The organism is Desulfacinum infernum DSM 9756 (genome assembly GCF_900129305.1).
GTDB lineage: Bacteria > Desulfobacterota > Syntrophobacteria > Syntrophobacterales > DSM-9756 > Desulfacinum > Desulfacinum infernum.
In genome coordinates this window covers 1-16,467 of sequence record NZ_FQVB01000004.1, presented here as the reverse complement: position 1 = coordinate 16,467, position 16,467 = coordinate 1, and the positions used below count along the sequence as shown (strand labels likewise).

Annotated in this window: 16 protein-coding genes and 1 pseudogene; 3 read left to right on the top strand and 14 right to left on the bottom strand. The window is 57.8% G+C overall.

All coding sequences use genetic code 11. The annotated features are described in order from the left end of the window. Window positions 1-67 precede the first annotated feature (67 nt). Window positions 68-763, top strand: a complete 696-nt coding sequence (locus BUB04_RS01150; protein WP_073036164.1) for a DUF2848 domain-containing protein — start codon at window positions 68-70, stop codon at window positions 761-763. A 355-nt stretch (window positions 764-1,118) separates the two neighbouring features. On the opposite strand, the gene BUB04_RS01145 is transcribed toward BUB04_RS01150, so the two are convergent. From BUB04_RS01145 to BUB04_RS01110, 7 genes are all read right to left on the bottom strand, one after another. Then, window positions 1,119-2,063, bottom strand: a complete 945-nt coding sequence (locus BUB04_RS01145; RefSeq protein ID WP_073036163.1) for a 2-hydroxyacid dehydrogenase — start codon at window positions 2,061-2,063, stop codon at window positions 1,119-1,121. Continuing rightward, a complete protein-coding gene (locus BUB04_RS01140; protein WP_073036162.1) occupies window positions 2,044-4,149 on the bottom strand; it encodes an acetate--CoA ligase family protein in 2,106 nt (701 codons plus the stop codon). The genes BUB04_RS01145 and BUB04_RS01140 overlap by 20 nt, the downstream gene beginning before the upstream one ends. Window positions 4,150-4,222: 73 nt before the next feature. Further along, window positions 4,223-4,990, bottom strand: coding sequence for an SDR family NAD(P)-dependent oxidoreductase (locus BUB04_RS01135; protein ID WP_218588344.1), 768 nt, complete (start codon window positions 4,988-4,990; stop codon window positions 4,223-4,225). A 210-nt stretch (window positions 4,991-5,200) separates the two neighbouring features. Further along, window positions 5,201-5,557: a flavodoxin family protein gene (locus BUB04_RS19555; protein WP_218588343.1), complete on the bottom strand. Its 357-nt coding sequence runs from the start codon at window positions 5,555-5,557 to the stop codon at window positions 5,201-5,203. Window positions 5,558-5,691: 134 nt separating this feature from the next. After that, window positions 5,692-6,477, bottom strand: coding sequence for an enoyl-CoA hydratase/isomerase family protein (locus BUB04_RS01125; RefSeq protein WP_143156309.1), 786 nt, complete (start codon window positions 6,475-6,477; stop codon window positions 5,692-5,694). Between the two features lie 276 nt (window positions 6,478-6,753). Further along, a protein-coding gene (locus BUB04_RS01120) for an IS3 family transposase (RefSeq protein ID WP_435051093.1) occupies window positions 6,754-7,886 on the bottom strand; the annotation gives its coding sequence in 2 pieces (ribosomal slippage) (window positions 6,754-7,602 and window positions 7,605-7,886; 1,131 coding nt in all). 92 nt (window positions 7,887-7,978) lie between these two features. Further along, complete coding sequence (locus BUB04_RS01110; RefSeq protein ID WP_073036159.1) at window positions 7,979-9,226, bottom strand: thiolase family protein; 1,248 nt, start codon at window positions 9,224-9,226, stop codon at window positions 7,979-7,981. Window positions 9,227-9,433: 207 nt separating this feature from the next. On the opposite strand from BUB04_RS01110, the gene BUB04_RS01105 reads away from it, so the two are divergent. Continuing rightward, entirely contained in the window at window positions 9,434-9,754 is a 321-nt protein-coding gene (locus BUB04_RS01105; protein ID WP_073036157.1) for a hypothetical protein, read from the top strand. 107 nt (window positions 9,755-9,861) lie between these two features. On the opposite strand, the gene BUB04_RS01100 is transcribed toward BUB04_RS01105, so the two are convergent. The 6 genes and pseudogenes from BUB04_RS01100 to BUB04_RS19550 form a co-directional block, all read right to left on the bottom strand. Next, window positions 9,862-10,752 (bottom strand): 3-hydroxyacyl-CoA dehydrogenase family protein, encoded by an 891-nt coding sequence (locus BUB04_RS01100; RefSeq protein WP_073036155.1) that lies wholly within the window; start codon window positions 10,750-10,752, stop codon window positions 9,862-9,864. A gap of 30 nt (window positions 10,753-10,782) precedes the next feature. Continuing rightward, the gene (locus BUB04_RS01095; RefSeq protein ID WP_073036153.1) at window positions 10,783-11,937 is read right to left on the bottom strand and encodes an acyl-CoA dehydrogenase family protein; all 1,155 of its coding nucleotides are present in this window, start codon (window positions 11,935-11,937) and stop codon (window positions 10,783-10,785) included. A gap of 95 nt (window positions 11,938-12,032) precedes the next feature. Then, a pseudogene (locus tag BUB04_RS01090) lies at window positions 12,033-12,825 on the bottom strand (enoyl-CoA hydratase-related protein). Window positions 12,826-12,876: 51 nt separating this feature from the next. Then, a complete protein-coding gene (locus BUB04_RS01085) occupies window positions 12,877-13,527 on the bottom strand; it encodes a TetR/AcrR family transcriptional regulator (RefSeq protein WP_073036151.1) in 651 nt (216 codons plus the stop codon). A gap of 250 nt (window positions 13,528-13,777) precedes the next feature. Further along, complete coding sequence (locus BUB04_RS01080) at window positions 13,778-14,026, bottom strand: hypothetical protein (protein ID WP_143156308.1); 249 nt, start codon at window positions 14,024-14,026, stop codon at window positions 13,778-13,780. Further along, window positions 14,020-14,157, bottom strand: a complete 138-nt coding sequence (locus BUB04_RS19550) for an SHOCT domain-containing protein (protein ID WP_218588341.1) — start codon at window positions 14,155-14,157, stop codon at window positions 14,020-14,022. Before BUB04_RS19550 ends, BUB04_RS01080 begins: the two co-directional genes overlap by 7 nt. Before the next feature lie 420 nt (window positions 14,158-14,577). Here BUB04_RS19550 and BUB04_RS01070 point away from each other — a divergent pair, with 420 nt between their 5' ends. Continuing rightward, window positions 14,578-15,741 (top strand): IS4 family transposase, encoded by a 1,164-nt coding sequence (locus tag BUB04_RS01070; RefSeq protein WP_143156307.1) that lies wholly within the window; start codon window positions 14,578-14,580, stop codon window positions 15,739-15,741. A gap of 259 nt (window positions 15,742-16,000) precedes the next feature. On the opposite strand, the gene BUB04_RS01065 is transcribed toward BUB04_RS01070, so the two are convergent. Beyond that, window positions 16,001-16,467: ATP-binding protein (locus BUB04_RS01065; RefSeq protein ID WP_218588340.1), on the bottom strand; the 467-nt coding region annotated here is incomplete at its 5' end.

Here is a 16,467-nt window from a genome sequence, read left to right as displayed (position 1 = left end):
GGTCCGTCGCCGCTTTCTCCAACGGCGATTCAGAGCCGTGCTCACCCAACAAGGGAGGAAACCTAGCATGACTCACAAATCCCTGCGCCTGGAACTGGAAACTCTTCGCGGAAAAGAAGCCCTTTCCCTGGACATTTCGAGGCTCGTCGTCGCCGGTTGGGTAGGTAAAGACAAAGCCCGCCTTCAGGAGCACATCGAGGAACTGGGTAAGCTCGGCGTCCCGGCACCTTCCCGAACCCCCACCTACATGAACCTCTCTGCCATGCTGCTCACCACCGGCGAAACCATCGACGTGATCGGCGGAATGGCTTCAGGCGAGGTGGAGTGCGTCCTCTTTCGAAAAAAGGATCGAATCTTTGTGGGAGTCGGCTCTGACCATACGGACCGTGACTTCGAAAAATACGGCATTCCGGCATCGAAGCAGATGTGCGCCAAGCCCGTGGCGCCGGGTGTCTGGGATCTCGAAGATGTACGCAATCACTTGGATCGGATCATTCTGAGGTCGTGGATGACCTGTGAAGGCAATCGACGGCTCTATCAGGAAGGAACGCTGGGCGACAACCTGGGTGTCTTGGAAATCCTCGAGGGGATCCCCACGGGTGACGGCCTTGGCCTCGATTCCCTGTGCCTTTTTTGCGGGACTTTTCCGGCCCTCGAAGGCATCGTTTATGGTGAACTCTTCGAGTTCGAGATGGAAGACCCTGTTCTCGGCCGATCAATCCGGCACGCCTACCGGCAGCGGGTGCTTCCGCAATACATTTGATACGAAGAGCTATACTTTCGGCACTTTGCAGGGACTCCGGAGGCGCCAATCACCATATGTAAGGGCAGCCAAAACCGCTTTCAACCACCGTTCATTCCGATTGATCGGAGTGGGAGGGGATAGCTATCGATTGAGACAAAAAGGACAAGGCTGATTTTTTCGTCCTAAGTGGGTCAAAATGGTTGTCCCCAAAAGGGTCAAAATAATTAGCCATTGACAGCATCGGTCTTTTGCCGATTTCCACACAAAACAGCAAAGAGCCGAAAATGAACCAAGTATACGATCGTACGGCAACCGATGGTTCCCCTATGCCACCAGGCTATCGCACGAAAAATCAGCGTACCCAGTATTCTTTTCAAGAAACCACATAGTTGAGTGGTTTACCAAGTCTAAGGCGATCGATGTTTTCCGCCACCTCCTTGGCGATGGAGTCGAGGGACAGGTCGGTAACACCGGCAATGTGCGGGGAGACGATCACATTGTAGCGAAAAAGAGGATCGTTCGGATCTATGGGTTCGCTCCAAAAGACATCGAGTCCGACCCCGGCGATCTGACGATTTTCGAGTGCCTCCAATAAAGCTAGGTAATCGACGACCGGCCCTCTTGAAACATTGATGAGGTAGGCGTTCGGCTTCATCAAACTGAATTCGCATTTGCCGATCAGGTTCTTCGTTTCCGCAGTGAGGGGAACGGCGAGAATAAGGAAATCCACCTCCTGTAAAAGCTTGTCGAGATCATCTGGACCGCCTAAAAAATCGACAAGTTCGTAAAGCTTCTCACATTCTCCGGGATGCCTTTTGAGCGCCAGGATTTGCATACCCAACGCCTTAAGCCGAAACGTGATGGCCTTGCCGAGATTACCCATGCCCACGATCCCGACTTTTTTGCCGAAGAGTGTTTTCCCGGTCGGTACTCCCAGTTTTCTCTCCGCAATATTTTTCAATTGGCTGGGAAAATCCCGGGCAAGAGCAAGCATCAGAAAAATAACCCACTCAGCCACCGATGCAGCGTTGCCGGTTTTATCGCTGGGAACGTTGGCAACGGAGATCCCCCTTTCTCTTGCCGCCGCCAGGTCTACGCCCTCAAGGCCAACCCCAAACTGCTGTATCAGGCGCAACCTGCCGCCTTTGTAAATGAGATCCCTGTCTAGTCTGGACATGAGGGGAATGGCGACATCCACCTGGTCGATAAGGGAATAGATCTGCTCTTTCGGGCAATAAAGTATGGTATCCTCGGGAAGGTAGCGTTCCAGATTCTTTCGTGCATCTTCAAAGGCAGCATCACAGAACAGGATTTTCATCGTGTTTCATCTCCAGCAGAACTCTCGCATCCACGGCTACGCCGGCTCCGTCTTGATCACATAGAAGGATGGGGTTGATCTCTACTTCCCGAATCTCGGGGAAACGATCTATCAGCTGTGAAATGCGCACCAAGGCCTTGGCGACCAAGGCTGTGTCGGCCGGTTTCAGACCGCGATAAGATTCGAGCAAGACGGCACCGGAAAGATCGCTGATCATTTCCATAGCCTGGTTGCGGTCGACGGGCGCAAGACGTATGGAAACGTCCTTGAGCACCTCCACCCAGATCCCCCCCAACCCTGTGAGCACTACCGGACCGAAGGTGGCATCGCGTTTGGCACCCGCAATCATCTCCCGCATCCCGAAAATCATTTTCTGAACAAGGATTCCTTCTAGGTCATTGAACGATGAAATCAGTTCATCCCAAGCTCTTTTTAGAGCGGCCGAATCCTCAACGTTGACGACCACGCCGCCTCGATCGCTTTTATGGAGGAGAGATGCACCAACCGCTTTCAGCACCACCGGATAGCCCACTTGTTCGGCTGCTTCCCGCGCCCCCTCCAGGGATGTCGCAAGTTTCCATGGTGCTGTGGGAATTTGCAGGATTTCGAGAAGCTCAAGGGCATCGTGGGCCATGGGTTGCTGTCCTGATTCTTGACGAGACTTCAGCCACGCCGCTGCCTCGTCAAACCAGAGATGTTTATCTCCTTCTCCTACCACGAACAACGGCTCCTTCTGTCGTTTCGAATGATGCTCGTGCTGAATGGCCAACGCCTGAACGGCCTCACGAACATCAAAAAAGAAGGGGTAATCACCGTTCTTTTCTATCATTGTTCGTTGGTCGAACGGTATCTCAAGAACAACGGCAATGGGTTTTCGGTATTTATCGGCAAGCCGCCCCAACTCTCCCAGCAGTTTCCGAGTGGCATCTTGTTCTTCAGCCATATGCGACACATGGACGTGAACAATGCCGTCGATATCTGGTTGTTCCAAGACTTGTTCAACGATACCGAAGTAGACGTTCAGATCGTAAATATCTCCCAAGTCCAGGGGATTCCCAAGCTGGATCACACCTGCTCTGGCATGACGGCGAATCTCTTGGAGCACCTCTTTTCCTAACGGCGGAAAGCAAAAGCCGAACTCGCCACAGGCATCCGCCGCCACCACGGCGTGGCCGCCGGAACGGGAAAGCACGGCGAGGTTTTTCCCTTTAAGCTCCGGCATGGAGAAGGCTTTGGCTGCCTGGATCGCTTCTGATACCGAATTGACCCGGACAATGTTTGCGGCCCGTGTGAGATAGTCCACAACCCGGTCATCCGTGGCCAGGGCAGCCGTGTGTGACTGGGCAATCGTTCGGCTGACAGGCGAAGTGTTGGACTTATGAAGGATGATGGGCTTCGAGCTTTCGACAGCCAGTTGGACGAATTCTCGACCCCTTTTAAAATCTTCCAGATAAAAATAGATGATATTCGTTTTCGGGTCTTCCATGAGATATTTCAAGTAATCCACTTCGTCGAGGTTGAGTTTATTTCCAAGACTCACGAACTTTCCGAACCCCACGCCGGAGGTGTTCAACCTTTCGGCAAGGGAAAGCCCCATGCCGCCGCTTTGCGCCATGATTGCCACGTTCCCCGTACGATAAACGGAGGGCAAAACGATAAACGGGACTGAAAACCCCGTGGTGGTATCCATCACTCCCAGGCAATTGGGGCCGACGAAATGGACTCCATGGCGATTGGCCGCGTCAACGAGTTTTTTTTCCAATGCGATCCCGCCAGTACCCGATTCCCGAAAGCCCGCCGTCTGGATGACACCCCAACGAACGTTCCGGCTGCCGCACTGCGCCACGATTTCTGGAACAAATCGAGCCGGTGTCAGGATGACAGCCACGTCGACGGCGTCGGGAATCTCTGTAATGGCAGAATAGATACGGAATCCCTCTACCTCACCGCTTCGAGTCCCTACCGGATAGATTTTCCCCTGATAACCGAAATTCAAAAGATTCTTGATGATGTTCTTGCCGAGATTGTCTTTTGACGCCGAAACGCCTACAACCGCCACCGATCGTGGATTGAACAATGGATCCATGGAGCCCTCCATAAAAGTAATCCCGGCAAAGTCATTGCTGACGGGAAGATTATTCGCCAACTGGGGCAGAAGATTACGCCATCGTCAGGCCGCCGCTGACGCTAAGCGTCTGCCCGGTGATAAAGGCGGCATCGTCGGAAGCGAGAAACACGACGGCCGCAGCGATCTCATCTGGCTTTCCCATGCGCCGCAGGGGAATGATCTTTTCCATGGCGGGAAAAACCTTTTTGGCCAGTTCACTTTCCTGGATCATTCCTTCCACGAGAGGGGTCGGGGTCGGGCCGGGACAGACCACGTTGACGGTGATTTGATAGCGGGCCACTTCCCTGGCGATGGATTTGCTGAAGGCGATCACCGCTCCCTTGGCTCCAGCGTAGACGGCTTCTCCCGTACTTCCCACCCGGGCGGCGTCAGAAGCGATGCTGATGATTCTTCCTTGCTTTCTTTTCATCATCTCGGGCAGCACGGCGGAAACACAGTTGAGCACTCCCTTGTAATTGATGGCGATGATTTTGTCCCAGAGTTCCGGCGTGGTCTCAGTAAAGAGCTGCATCTTGTCCCAGCCTGCATTGTTGACCAGGATATCCACAGGGCCGAAGGTGTTCCTGGTTTGGCGCACCATGGCCTGCACTTGGTCAAGATCCGTCACGTCGACGGCAACAGCCTTGGCCCGCCCGCCGTCGCGAGTTATTTCCTTCACCGTTTGCTGTCCTTCTTCTTCCAGCATATCCGCCACAACCACCTGCGCCCCCTGGACGGCAAGTACCCGCGCAATCGCCTTGCCGATGCCACGTGCCGCTCCCGTCACAATGGCCACCTTGCCATTAAGTTCAAACATCATCACACCCCCTTTTCCGCTAACCCCATCATGTCGGATGTTGTTACGCCCTCTCCCGGCTCTTTATTGTTTCAATAAGCCTGACTTGCCCAAGAGATTTCGCCTCGGCGCCCGGCACATTTCCACCGTCAACTCATCCTCCAACACGTTTTTCTTCCAGCGAAACCGGCCCTCGTTCAGCCCATCGAACATGGTTCCCATTATTGCCGAATTCTAGATCGGCCGGTTCGGTTCGCATGCTTCAACGATGTGAAGACCGTGGGAGAGCAAAAAACCTTCGATAAGTAGCTGGGTCATTTCTTGGCCGCATTTTCGTAATGCCGCGTGAGCTATCGCCGCCCCGAGTTTGCCTTCGAGAAGGTTCTTCTTCATGTGGAGCCAACGGGTTCGATTCATAAATACCTTGAGTCTGCCGGTGACATTGCGGAAATACACGGGAGAGCCGCTAACGATGGCATCCGCGGATTGCAGTTTATCGGCCAGTTGCACCATGTCATCATCCTCGATGGAACATTGCGGCTTGCGCAAACACTGGTTGCACGATGTACAGTAATCGATCCGATAATCCACAGATTCCAGTAATTACGCCTTAACACCGCCCTTTTCAGTCCCCTCCAAAACAAGGTGCAGCATGGCAGCGGTGTTTTTCCCTTTCCGGTGACTACCGTTGATCGCAACAACTTTCATGATCTTTTCTCGCATCCTCAAAGATATTTTCTGAATTGCGGTTTCCGTTTCTCCTTGAAGGCCAGTATTCCTTCCCGTGATTCATCCGTTCCCCAAAACAAAGCGAGTCCTTCCATACCCTCTTCCATGGACTGGTAGGCCAGCTGGTAAAAGGCGTTGAGGCTTCTCTTAGCCATAGCTAATGCGGTGGGACTCATAACCAGAAGCTCATCGCACCACCTTTGCGTCTCTGGTACCAGGTCATCGTGGGCAACTACTTTGTTAACCCAGCCCAACTCTGCCGCTTCCCGCGCACTGTAGGTTCGGCACAGAAAGATGATCTCCTTGGCTCGTTTTTCACCAACCAGCAAAGGCATGATCTGGGTAGCTCCCATCAGCGGCACCGATCCGACGCGCGGCCCAGCCTGGCCGAATTTGGCCTTTTCTGATGCGATACTTAGATCGCAAGCAACGTTCAGTTCGTTTCCGCCTCCGATGCAATAGCCATTGACGGCGGCGATCACCGGCTTGGACAGGCTCCTGATGGTTACGATCATTTCCCTAAAAAGGTTCAAATAACCTCGCCGGTCATCAATCGGGGCGGTACCAAGGGCGTTTATCTCCTCCAGGTCGCCGCCGGCACAAAAGGCTCTGCCGGCTCCGGTAATCACTACTACCCCCACATCTTTTTCCGCTTCCGCTTCTTTAAGACGGGAAACCAGGGTCTTCATCATGGCCGTATTGATCGCGTTAAACAGTTTTTCTCTGTTAAGAGTGATCCATGCAACCCCGTCTCGGTATTCCATCAACACTACGTCAGACATGCTCGTTCTCCTTCTTTGGTGGCTTCGCTATGTTGCCTCTTTAAGGTGGACCCCATTGTCAAGACAACGTTTGGAGAAATTTAAGGTGTTGTCTCGGTTCTTGACGCTCCCGCTTCCTGTTTCCTTTGCACCTGGTCTCGGATTGAGTACCCGGCTTTTCAATGTGCCCCAAGGGACGTCCCCTTGCCAGAAGACCGAGTCGCGGAGGGGCGCCGAGAATGGGCCCAACCGTGGCTCGTCGGAGGCGGCCCTCCGCGACGGCTCGGAAGGCTCCATTCATGCCGCATTCTCTAGGGCTTTCCCCTGGTAAACCTCCGCCGGTGTTCTGCCCTTCAGGCTCTGATGGGGACGTTCGTTGTTGTAAAACTCAAAGTACCTCCGAAGTCCTTGGATGAGATCCTCCACCGTCTCGTAATCACGAAGGTAAATGTCTTCATACTTCAGGCTCCGCCACAATCGCTCCACCATGATGTTGTCCATGGCGCGCCCTTTGCCGTCCATGCTGATCCGGATCCCGTGGTCTTTGAGAACACCCGTGAAGGCGTCGCCCGTATACTGCGAGCCCTGATCCGTGTTGAAAATTTCAGGGCAGCCGTGCCGTCGTAAGGCCCGTTCCAGGGCGCTGACACAAAAGCTGTCGTCCATCGTCACCGAAATCTCCCACGAAAGCACATAGCGCGAATACCAATCCATCACCACGGTCAGGTAGACGAACCCTCCGGAAAGCCGTATGTAGGTGATGTCACTACACCAAACCTGATTGACCCGGTTGATCTCAAGATTCCTCAGCAAATACGGGTATATCTTGTGAGAAGGATTCGAAATGCTCGTTTTCCTCTTGGGCGCCACCGCAACCAGGCCCATCTCGCCCATGAGTCTTTGCACCCTTTTGCGGTTCACCTTGTAACCCATGCGGCGCAAGTGATCTCGGATCTTGCGACTTCCATAGAAAGGATACGCTGTATAGATCTCATCGATACGACACATAAGCTCAAGATTTTTCGCCGATTCCTCCTTCGGCCGGCGATAGTAACTCGCACGGGAAAGCCCCAAAAGCTCACATTGGCGGCTCACACTCAGTTCGGGATGATCGGGTTCGATCCGTGCTCGCTTTTCGGACACACTCAGTCGAGATACCCGGTCGTTTTTTTTAGCCAGTCCACCTCGACTTGCAGCTGGCCAACCTTCTGGTAAAGACGCTCGCGCTCTTTTTCCCTTTTCTTTTCCTTCTTGGCCTCCCGACGGTCAAAGAGCTCGGCTGCGTTTTCAACCAGCTGTTTCTTCCACAGATTGATCTGATTGACATGGACCCCGAACTCCTGAGCCAGTTCGACCGCTGTCCGCTGGCCTTTGAGCGCTTCCAGGGCCACTTTCGCCTTGAATTCCTTGCTGAACCTTTTCCGCTTCATCGGACCCCCCTTTCTCCGCAAGATACACCTTAACATGGTGTCTCATTTTTGGGGTCCACAATACTTAGACCAGATCGATCAGACAAGCCTGATCAACTCGGAACCCGTTCGAAAATGGCCGCAATGCCCAGCCCCCCGCCGCCGCAGATACATTCCAGGCCGTAGCGCACGCCGCGCCGGCGCATCTCGTGGAGCAGGGTCACCAGGACGCGCACGCCCGTGCAGGCGATGGGATGGCCGAGCGAAATGCCGCTGCCGTTCACGTTCACCCGGTCGTATCGATCCGGGCCGATCCCCATCTGCTTCAGGTCAGCCAACACCTGAGCCGCGAAGGCTTCCTGGACCTCGATGAGATCCATGGCCTCCAGGTCGAGCCCCGCCTGCTCCAGGGCCATGTTCACGGCCTTGGGCACCGCCTCGTAGGTGCGCCGGGGATCGCACCCCGCCACCGCGCAGGAGACGACGCGGGCCATGGGCCGAAGCCCCCACTCTTTCGCCGTGCGGGCGTCCATGAGCACCACCGCGGCGGCGCCGTCGTTTTCCGAAGAGGAATTGCCGGCCGTGCAGACGCCTCCCAGCACCGGCTTGAGCCGCGCCAGCTTCTCCGGGGTGGCGTCGGCACGGGGCGTTTCGTCCCGGTCCAGCACCACCGGCGGCCCCTTGGGACCCGGCACCTCCACGGGCACCACCTCCCGGGCGAACCGCCCCTGGTCCCAGGCGGCACAGGCTTTTCGGTGGCTCTCGGCGGCCCACGCATCGCACGCCTCCCGGCTGATGCCCTCTTCCCGGGCCGCGGTCTCCGCCCAACTCATCATGGACGGCAGGATGCCGTAGCGCTCTTCCGGCTGGGACATGACCCGGGCCCGCTGGATCCGGTCGTAGAAGGGAAGGCCCCAGATGGACAAATCCCCGTGACCCCGTGGCATGCCCTTCCGGCCTCCCACGCCCCACTTGATATGGCCGGGAAGGTAGAATTCGGCGTTGCTCATGCTTTCCACGCCGCCCGCCACCACCACCCGGGCGTCTCCTGAGCGGATGAGGAGAGCGCCGTAGCGCACCACGTCCAGGCCGGTGCAGCAGCGCCGGTCCAGGGTGATGCCTGGGATGGATTCGGGCCAGCCGGCCTTGAGGAGCGCCATGCGGGCGATGTTTACGTACTCGCCGTTCTGGTAGGCCTGCCCCAGGACCACCTCGTCCACCTGGTCCGCTTCGATCCCCACCCGGAGGATCGCTTCCCGGAGCACCACCGCCGCCAAGTCGTAGGCCTCCACGTCCCGAAGGGCTCCCAAGTAGCGGCCCACCGGCGTCCGCACCCCGCTCACCACCACCACGTCTTTCATGACCGTTCTCCGTTGTCCGTAATCCGTGAGCTATCTTCCGTAACTCGTGATTCGTGACCGGTTGCCGGTTATCTGTCTTCGGATTTTCTTGTTCGTTGTGCGGCGACGGAGGTCCCTCGCTCGATCGCTTTGCCGGACGCGGCCCTCCGTGGCATAGCTCGAGTGTGTATCCACCGACTTGCACGTATTTCCCCGCTGGAGGCATCCATGGCCGTATCCCATCAAACAGACGACGCCGGGCTGGAGCAAAAGATCGCCGTCCTCGTGCAGCAGATCCTGAGAAGAGAAGCGGACGAGCTTTTCGCCGAGAAGATCGCTGCCTTCATCCAGGAAAACGAACGCCGTTCCAGAGAGCTTTCCCTTATGGACCTGAGGGAAATCGAGGTGGCCCGATTCGAAGCCGCAGAAAGGCGCTTCGAGGTCATCGACAAACGTTTCGAAGCCCTCCAAAGGCAAATGAATGCCCGGTTCGAGGCCGTGGATCAATGGTTCCAGGCCATGGACAAGCATTTCCTCACCGTCCAATAGACCCTGGGAATCGGTTTTTCCTTCCTCACCGTTCTCATGGGCATCTTCAAGCTCTGGCCATGACGCCCCGCCCCTTAATCCTTTAATCCTTAATCCTCTAATCCTCCTCACACGTCGGCGGGTCCGATCCGGTTCCCCTCTTGGTCGTAGACGTACCAGCCCCGGCCGGTCTTCTTGCCCAGCTGGCCCAGTTGGACCTTACGGCGCAGGATCGCCGGCGGATACCAGCGGGGATCCCGGGTTTCCTCGAAGATGGCCAGAAGGGCCCCGTGGGTCACGTCCAGCCCCACCATGTCCCCGGTCTCGAAGATGCCCATCTTCCGGCCCGCCGCCAGTCGCAGCCCCTTGTCCACGTCTTCCACCGTGGCCACGCCCGCCTCCACCAGCCGCATGGCTTCCAGCGTGGCAGGAAAGTTGATGCGGTTGAGGAGAAAGCCCGGTACGTCCTTGTGCACCAGAATGGGCTCCTTGCCCAGGCTCCGGACGAAATCCCGCCCGGCCAGGAAGGCCTCTTGGCTGGTGGTCATGGCCCGCACCACCTCCACGGCCTGCATCATGGGCACCGGGCTGAAAAAGTGAAGCCCCAGCACCTTCGGCCTCCGTCCCGGCGAAACGGCTGCGGCCAGCTGGGTGACGGGAATGGCGCTGGTGTTGGTGGCCAGGAGGGCGTGGGCGGGAAGGACCTGGTCCAGCCGCAGGAAGACATCCCGCTTGACCTCCAGGTTCTCGAAGACCGCCTCCACGGCCAAGTCCGCTTCCCCGGCGGGATCCACCTTCAGGGTGGGCTCGATTCGCCCGACAATCGTCTCCACGGGCTCGGTCACCCGCCCCTTTTCCGCAAACTTTCCCACGGACCAGCGGATGTTGTTCAGGGCCCGCTCCAGGGCCTCACGGCTCACGTCGCACAGGCTCACCGAGTAACCCGCCTGGGCGGCCACCTGGGCGATGCCGCTCCCCATGAGGCCCGCCCCCATGACGAAGATCCTTTTGATTTCCATGGCCTTGTCCTTCTCCGTGTCGATTTTCGCCTACTTGAGAAGCTCCCGCGCAATCACCAGCCTCTGGATCTCGCTGGTTCCCTCGTAGATCCGCGTGAGCCGCACGTCCCGGTAGAACCGTTCGATGGGATAGTCCTTCATGTAGCCCATGCCGCCGTGGATCTGGACGGCCATGTCCGCCACCCGGTTGACCATCTCGGTACAGAAGAGCTTGACCATGGACGCTTCGCGCACCACGGCCGTGCCGCGCTGATCCCGGAGCCACGCGGCGTGGTAAAGCATGTTGCGGGCCGCATAGATCTGGGTGGCCATGTCCGCCAGCATGAACTGGATGGCCTGGAACTCCGCAATGGGCTTTCCGAACTGCACCCGCTGCTTGGCGTAGTCGATGGAAAGCTCCAGAAGCTTTTCCGCCGTTCCCACGGCGGACGCCCCCATGGTGAGGCGTCCCTTGTCCAGGACCTTCATGGCCGTTTTGAAGCCTTGGCCCACCATGGCCTCACCGCCGATCACGTTCTCCCGGGGCACGATGCAGTCTTCGAAGACCAGCTCCGCCGTGTGGTTCCCGCGAAGGCCCATCTTCCGCTCGATGGTCCCCACGGAATAGCCCGGAAAGGTCCGTTCCACGATGAAGGCGGTGATGCCGCCCCGGGCGCGTTTTTGGGGGTCCGTCACGGCGAAGACCGTGGCCACGTCGGCGATGTCCCCGTTGGTGATGAAGTGTTTCTTGCCGTTCAGGACCCAGTGGTCCCCCTTAAGTTCCGCCCGGGTGCGGATGGCGGCGGCGTCGGATCCCGCTTCCGGTTCCGTGAGGGCGAAGCAGGCGGTCCATTCCCCGCTGGCCAGCTTCGGCAGGTACTTCTGTTTCTGCTCCTCCGTGCCGTCGATCACGATCCCCTGGCTTCCGATGCCGTTGTTGGTGCCGATGCGGCTCCGGAAGCAGGCGTTGGTCTTGGAAAGTTCCTGGTAGACGAGGCATTCTCCCAGAACGCCCAGGCCCAAGCCGCCGTATTCCTCGGGGATGGCCAGCCCGAAAAGGCCCAGGTCCCGCATCTTCCGGACCGTCTCTTCCGGGATCCGGTCCTCGTCTTCCACCTGCCGGCTGATGGGCTCCAGGTCCCGTTCCACGAACCGGCGGACCGTTTCCTGCATCATGCGAAGGTTCTCGGGGATGGTGAAATCCATGGGTGCGCATCCTTTCCTGTGCGAGATTCTTGGGGGCCGGCGTGATACGACCGACCATACGGTAGAATAGCAAAGAAAAAAAAGACGCCCCGGGATCAGCGGCCCTTCCAGACGGGCCTTCGCTTTTCAGCGAACGCCCGGGCCCCTTCCATGTAGTCCTCGGAAGACCGCAGCACCTCCATGCCGGGAAAGACCGTTCGAAGCGCCTCCCCCAGTGGCATCTCCAGCCCCTTGAGCGCCGCTTCCTTGGTGGCCCGCAGGGAAAGGGGCGAACAGGCCAGCATGTCCTCAGCCCACCGCCGGGCGCAGGCCATGAGTTCCGCCGCGGGCACCACCTCGTTCACCAGGCCCAGGCCCCGGGCCTCCTTGGCCGAAAGACGGCGGCCCGTGAGCAGCAAGCCCATGGCCGCGTGGTAGGGAATCTGGCGCGGCAGCCTCAAGGCGCCTCCCGCCGCGGCCATGGCCCCCACCCTCGGTTCGGGCAGGCCGAACTGGGCATGTTCGGCGGCGACGATCACGTCGCAGGCCAGAGCCAGTTCGAAGCCGCCCCCCAGGGCCAGGCCGTTCACCGCCGCGATGAGGGGCTTGAAACAGTCGGTCCTTCGGGTGATGCCGCCGAAGCCGCCCCGCAGCGAGTCGATCTCGCGGCGAAGGGCCGCGGCGCCGTGTTCCGCCTGCCACTTGAGATCGTTTCCGGCACTGAAGGCCTTGTCGCCGCGGCCCGTGAGGATCGCCACCCACAAGGTCCGGGTCGTCCTGGAAGTCGTTGAAGACCCGGTCCAGTTCCCGGCAGGCGGGCGGGTGCAGGGCGTTCATGGCTTCCGGCCGTGCGATGGTGACCGTGAGGAGATGGCCGTCGCGTTCCACGTCCAGGTATTGGTAGTTCATGGCTCCCCTCCGCTCCCAGGCTGTTGTTGGGGGTGATTTCGGCGGGCCCATTCACCCATTGCGGGCGTTGGGCGGAACGGCGGCTCCGCCCCCTTCAGCCCTGACCCCGTGCAGGAAAAGGTCCTCCCAGGCGGCGGCGATCTCTTCCGGACTCTTTTCGCCGGCGGGATCCACCCAGCGGATCGTCCAGTTCACCATGCCCAGGAAGGCGAAGCCCACCAGCTTTTCGTCCAGGCGCCGTAAGACGCCCTTTTCCATGCCTTCCCGGAGGATGGCGCGCAGCAGCGCCTCGTAGCGGTCCCGCAGTGCCACCACCTCACGCCAGTGGTCCCCGGCGTTGACGGGGGTGAATTCCCGAAGCGAGACGGTGAAAAGGTCCAAGTTGCTGCAGATGAGCCGTACGTGGCTTCGGAGGAGCTCCCGGAGTTTTTCTTCAGGGGGGAGGGGCGCCGCGGCGATCCGCTCCCCTTCGGCCACGAGCATCTCCATGGCGGCCCGAGCGATGGCCGTGAGCAGGTCCTGTTTGGTGCGGATGTAGTAGTAGATGGACGCCTTCTGGATGCCCAGGGCGTTGGCGATGTCCTGCATGGACGTGGCGCGGTAGCCCTTTTCCTTAAAGAGGCGGGCGGCCACGCGGTAGAGTTCGCGCTTGGTGACGTTGTCCGACGGGTTGCGGGCGGGGGAGAAGAGATGGGGCTCCATAATTCTACCTACCGTTGGGTTGGCTAACGGGTCCCGTCTAGCACCCACCGGACTGAAATGTCAAGGACTCTTGGAAGGTTTGTTAGGAACAAATCAATGTCATTAGTGCCTGACAGAAAACTTCGGTCGCCCTACGGGCTCCCTTCGTTTCCCCGGCAGTTCACACACGGGTGGAAGGAGGATGAAGCGCCCCTTCTCATCCTCAATGACGCATGGCTCAGGGTGGTCAAAATTCGGTTATCACAGATGGTCAATTTTCGGTTGTCACTCCGAGCACCTCCTCCTTCCAGTGGCTGTGGATGGCGGTGCTGGCGCCCTCGTCTTGCCGAGGCTTCTTTTTCAGGGCCGCATTGCGGCGGGACGCCTCCTGCCTGGCATTTTCCAAGTTGGCGTTGAGGGCGCAGGCGCTCACCATGACCGCGACCAGCACTGCGAAGGCGGAAAAGAGCACCCTTTGCCCCAAGGACCCGTGCGCCGTTGGAATACCCTTCCTCACCACCGTTCCCCCATGATCTGGGCCCGCTTGTTTTCGTATTCCGCCTGGGTCAGGATTCCCTCGGCCCGCAGGGCCTCCAGCTCCCGCAGTTTCCTGGCGAAATCTCGGCTGTCTTGCCGCTCGGTCTCTTCCATTTCCGCTACCTGGATCCTGCCCTTTCTTACCAAGCGCAAGGCGCGGACGGCGTTGAAAATGATGGCAAGGCAGCTCGCCGTCCATATCACTGAGAACAAGGCCATGAAAGGCCGGGCCTCGCCTTCAGAGGCAAAAAAGAGGATAACCAGCCCGAAGGCCAGAAACAGGATGCCGAGAACGATCTGAACGGCAAACATGCCCCTGGCGGCAGGGGGCCAATGCTGTTGACTTAAGGGTCAGCGCTAAGGGTGTAATTTTCATAAGACGCTGAAATGCATAAATATTTCATTGCAATTCTCCACAAAATGTGCAATACTGGTTTCTGTCAAAGACGGCAGCAAGACATCGATCCTACAGTAAAAAATTGGGAAAGGAGATGAGCATCATGGCACAGAACCTGCCATGAAAATGCATGCCAAATCGCCTCTGTTCTTGCGAGTTTTTTAAGCCTTATCCCCAAAAAGATTGCCCCCGATGCCAAACGCTCCGCCAAAGATTTCACCCGGTCTCGCAAGCTTCCCTTTCCCAAGCTCATCGTCTTTATCCTCTCGCTGGTAGGCGGTGGAAAGAGCAAGGGAGTGGACATCAAATCGGGTGAATTCTTCAGGGCTGCCAAGAGAAGCGGCCTTTGGCCCGAAGCCGATCAAATCCATAGGAGCAGCCTCACTAAGGCTCGGAAAAAGGTTTGCTGGACCCTTTTCAGGCACATCCTGCAAAGTGCCGTTGAGCTGGCCTACAGCTTCTATCCTCGTCATCCTTCGTATCTGTGGCATTCCATGTCGGTCATCGCTTTCGATGGCTCCAAGTACGACCTTCCGGCAACAGAGGAGATGAGAAGTGAGTTCGATCCCAAAAGTGGCCTCCAGCATGAAGGACGTGGTCATTGTCCTCAGTGCCTGGTTACCACCGCCTATGATGTCTTCAGGCGTCTTCCCATCGCCAGAAGTGTCGTGAGCATCCATGGATCTGAACGCGAACAGGCTCGGGACCTGTTGCCGTTTGTCCCGTCCGGGTGTGTGCTGCTATTCGACCGCGGATACCCGAGTTTCGATTTCATCAGCTATCTCAGAGACAACTACGACGGTTACTTCCTGTTCCGGTGTCCGGCCGAAGGCACTTTCCCAGCTGTCGAGGCTTTCGTTCGCAGCGGCCGGCAGGAAGACTACATTTGCATCACCCCTTCCAACAACTACCTCAAAGGGCTCAGCACCCGGCAGCGCAAGAAAGCCGGCGTCATCCAACTGCGAATGATCCGGCTGGTGAGCCCCGAAGGAAAGATCTCGGTGCTCCTCACCAATCTGCTCCACAAAGCCGGATTCCCCAAAGAGGAGATCATTGAGCTTTATTTCCGCCGATGGGCGATAGAAGACCACTACAGAAGCGAGAAGGTCGTGCTCGAGATCGAGAAGTTTCATGGCAAAACGCCTAACAGCATCCGGCAGGAACTGTTCGCGGTGGTCATCATGTCCGTGATTGCCAGAACCCTGATGGTGATCACGTCAAAGGTTGAGGGTCCCAAAGGCGCTGAATTCCAGTTCAAAAATGCCGTCATGACTCTGGTCGGAGTGACAACCGAAAATTGACCATCTGTGATAACCCAATTTTGACCACCCTGAGCCATGCGTCATTGAGGATGAGAAGGGGCGAATCATCCTGCCTTCCACCCGTGTGTGAACTGCCGGAGAAACGAAGGGAGCCCTTAGGGCGACCGAAGTTTCTCCGGCCTCTGCCTCCTGGCGCATCCTTTTCGGGGAGCCCCCGGTGTGGTAAAAGGTCTCTGCCCCTCTTGAGCTCCTAAAGCGATAAACCCAAGTCGTCCACCCCGGAGCTCAACTTGGTGACTCATGTGGGTTCCCGCTGGTCCCCTTCAGGGCCCGGGATAGGATCCGTAATCTTGCGCCTGGGGAGCATCGTTTTTCCCTTGTCCCCTCCCTGCAGACCGTTTCGGGCTCCGCCTTTGGATTTCAGGCTCTGCTTCAGGCGGTAGCTCTCCCAACTGCAGTTGATGATGTAGGCTCTGTGGGTGAGACGATCCAACAGGGCGGCCGTCATGGTCGGATCCCCAAAGACCTGGGTCCAGTCGGCGAACCCGAGGTTCGTTGTGATGATCACCGACCCCTTCTCGTGACGTTCCGCCAGGACCTGGAACAGCAACTCCGAACCTTCCTTGGAAAACGGAATGTAGCCCAGCTCGTCGAGAATCAGCAGGTCGTAACGAACGTATTTTTGAATCAGCCGCTGGAGCAACCTTTCCTGCCTGGCCTCCACCAATTCGTTGACCAACCCGTAGCAGGTGACAAAACGGGTCC

Coding starts and splice junctions, on each gene's coding strand:
- BUB04_RS01150 (WP_073036164.1), top strand. CDS start 68: ATGACTCACAAATCCCTGCGCCTGGAACTGGAAACTCTTCGCGGAAAA.
- BUB04_RS01145 (WP_073036163.1), bottom strand. CDS start 2,063: ATGAAAATCCTGTTCTGTGATGCTGCCTTTGAAGATGCACGAAAGAAT.
- BUB04_RS01140 (WP_073036162.1), bottom strand. CDS start 4,149: ATGGATCCATTGTTCAATCCACGATCGGTGGCGGTTGTAGGCGTTTCG.
- BUB04_RS01135 (WP_218588344.1), bottom strand. CDS start 4,990: ATGATGTTTGAACTTAATGGCAAGGTGGCCATTGTGACGGGAGCGGCA.
- BUB04_RS01125 (WP_143156309.1), bottom strand. CDS start 6,477: ATGTCTGACGTAGTGTTGATGGAATACCGAGACGGGGTTGCATGGATC.
- BUB04_RS01110 (WP_073036159.1), bottom strand. CDS start 9,226: ATGAAAGACGTGGTGGTGGTGAGCGGGGTGCGGACGCCGGTGGGCCGC.
- BUB04_RS01105 (WP_073036157.1), top strand. CDS start 9,434: ATGGCCGTATCCCATCAAACAGACGACGCCGGGCTGGAGCAAAAGATC.
- BUB04_RS01100 (WP_073036155.1), bottom strand. CDS start 10,752: ATGGAAATCAAAAGGATCTTCGTCATGGGGGCGGGCCTCATGGGGAGC.
- BUB04_RS01095 (WP_073036153.1), bottom strand. CDS start 11,937: ATGGATTTCACCATCCCCGAGAACCTTCGCATGATGCAGGAAACGGTC.
- BUB04_RS01085 (WP_073036151.1), bottom strand. CDS start 13,527: ATGGAGCCCCATCTCTTCTCCCCCGCCCGCAACCCGTCGGACAACGTC.
- BUB04_RS19550 (WP_218588341.1), bottom strand. CDS start 14,157: ATGGAAGAGACCGAGCGGCAAGACAGCCGAGATTTCGCCAGGAAACTG.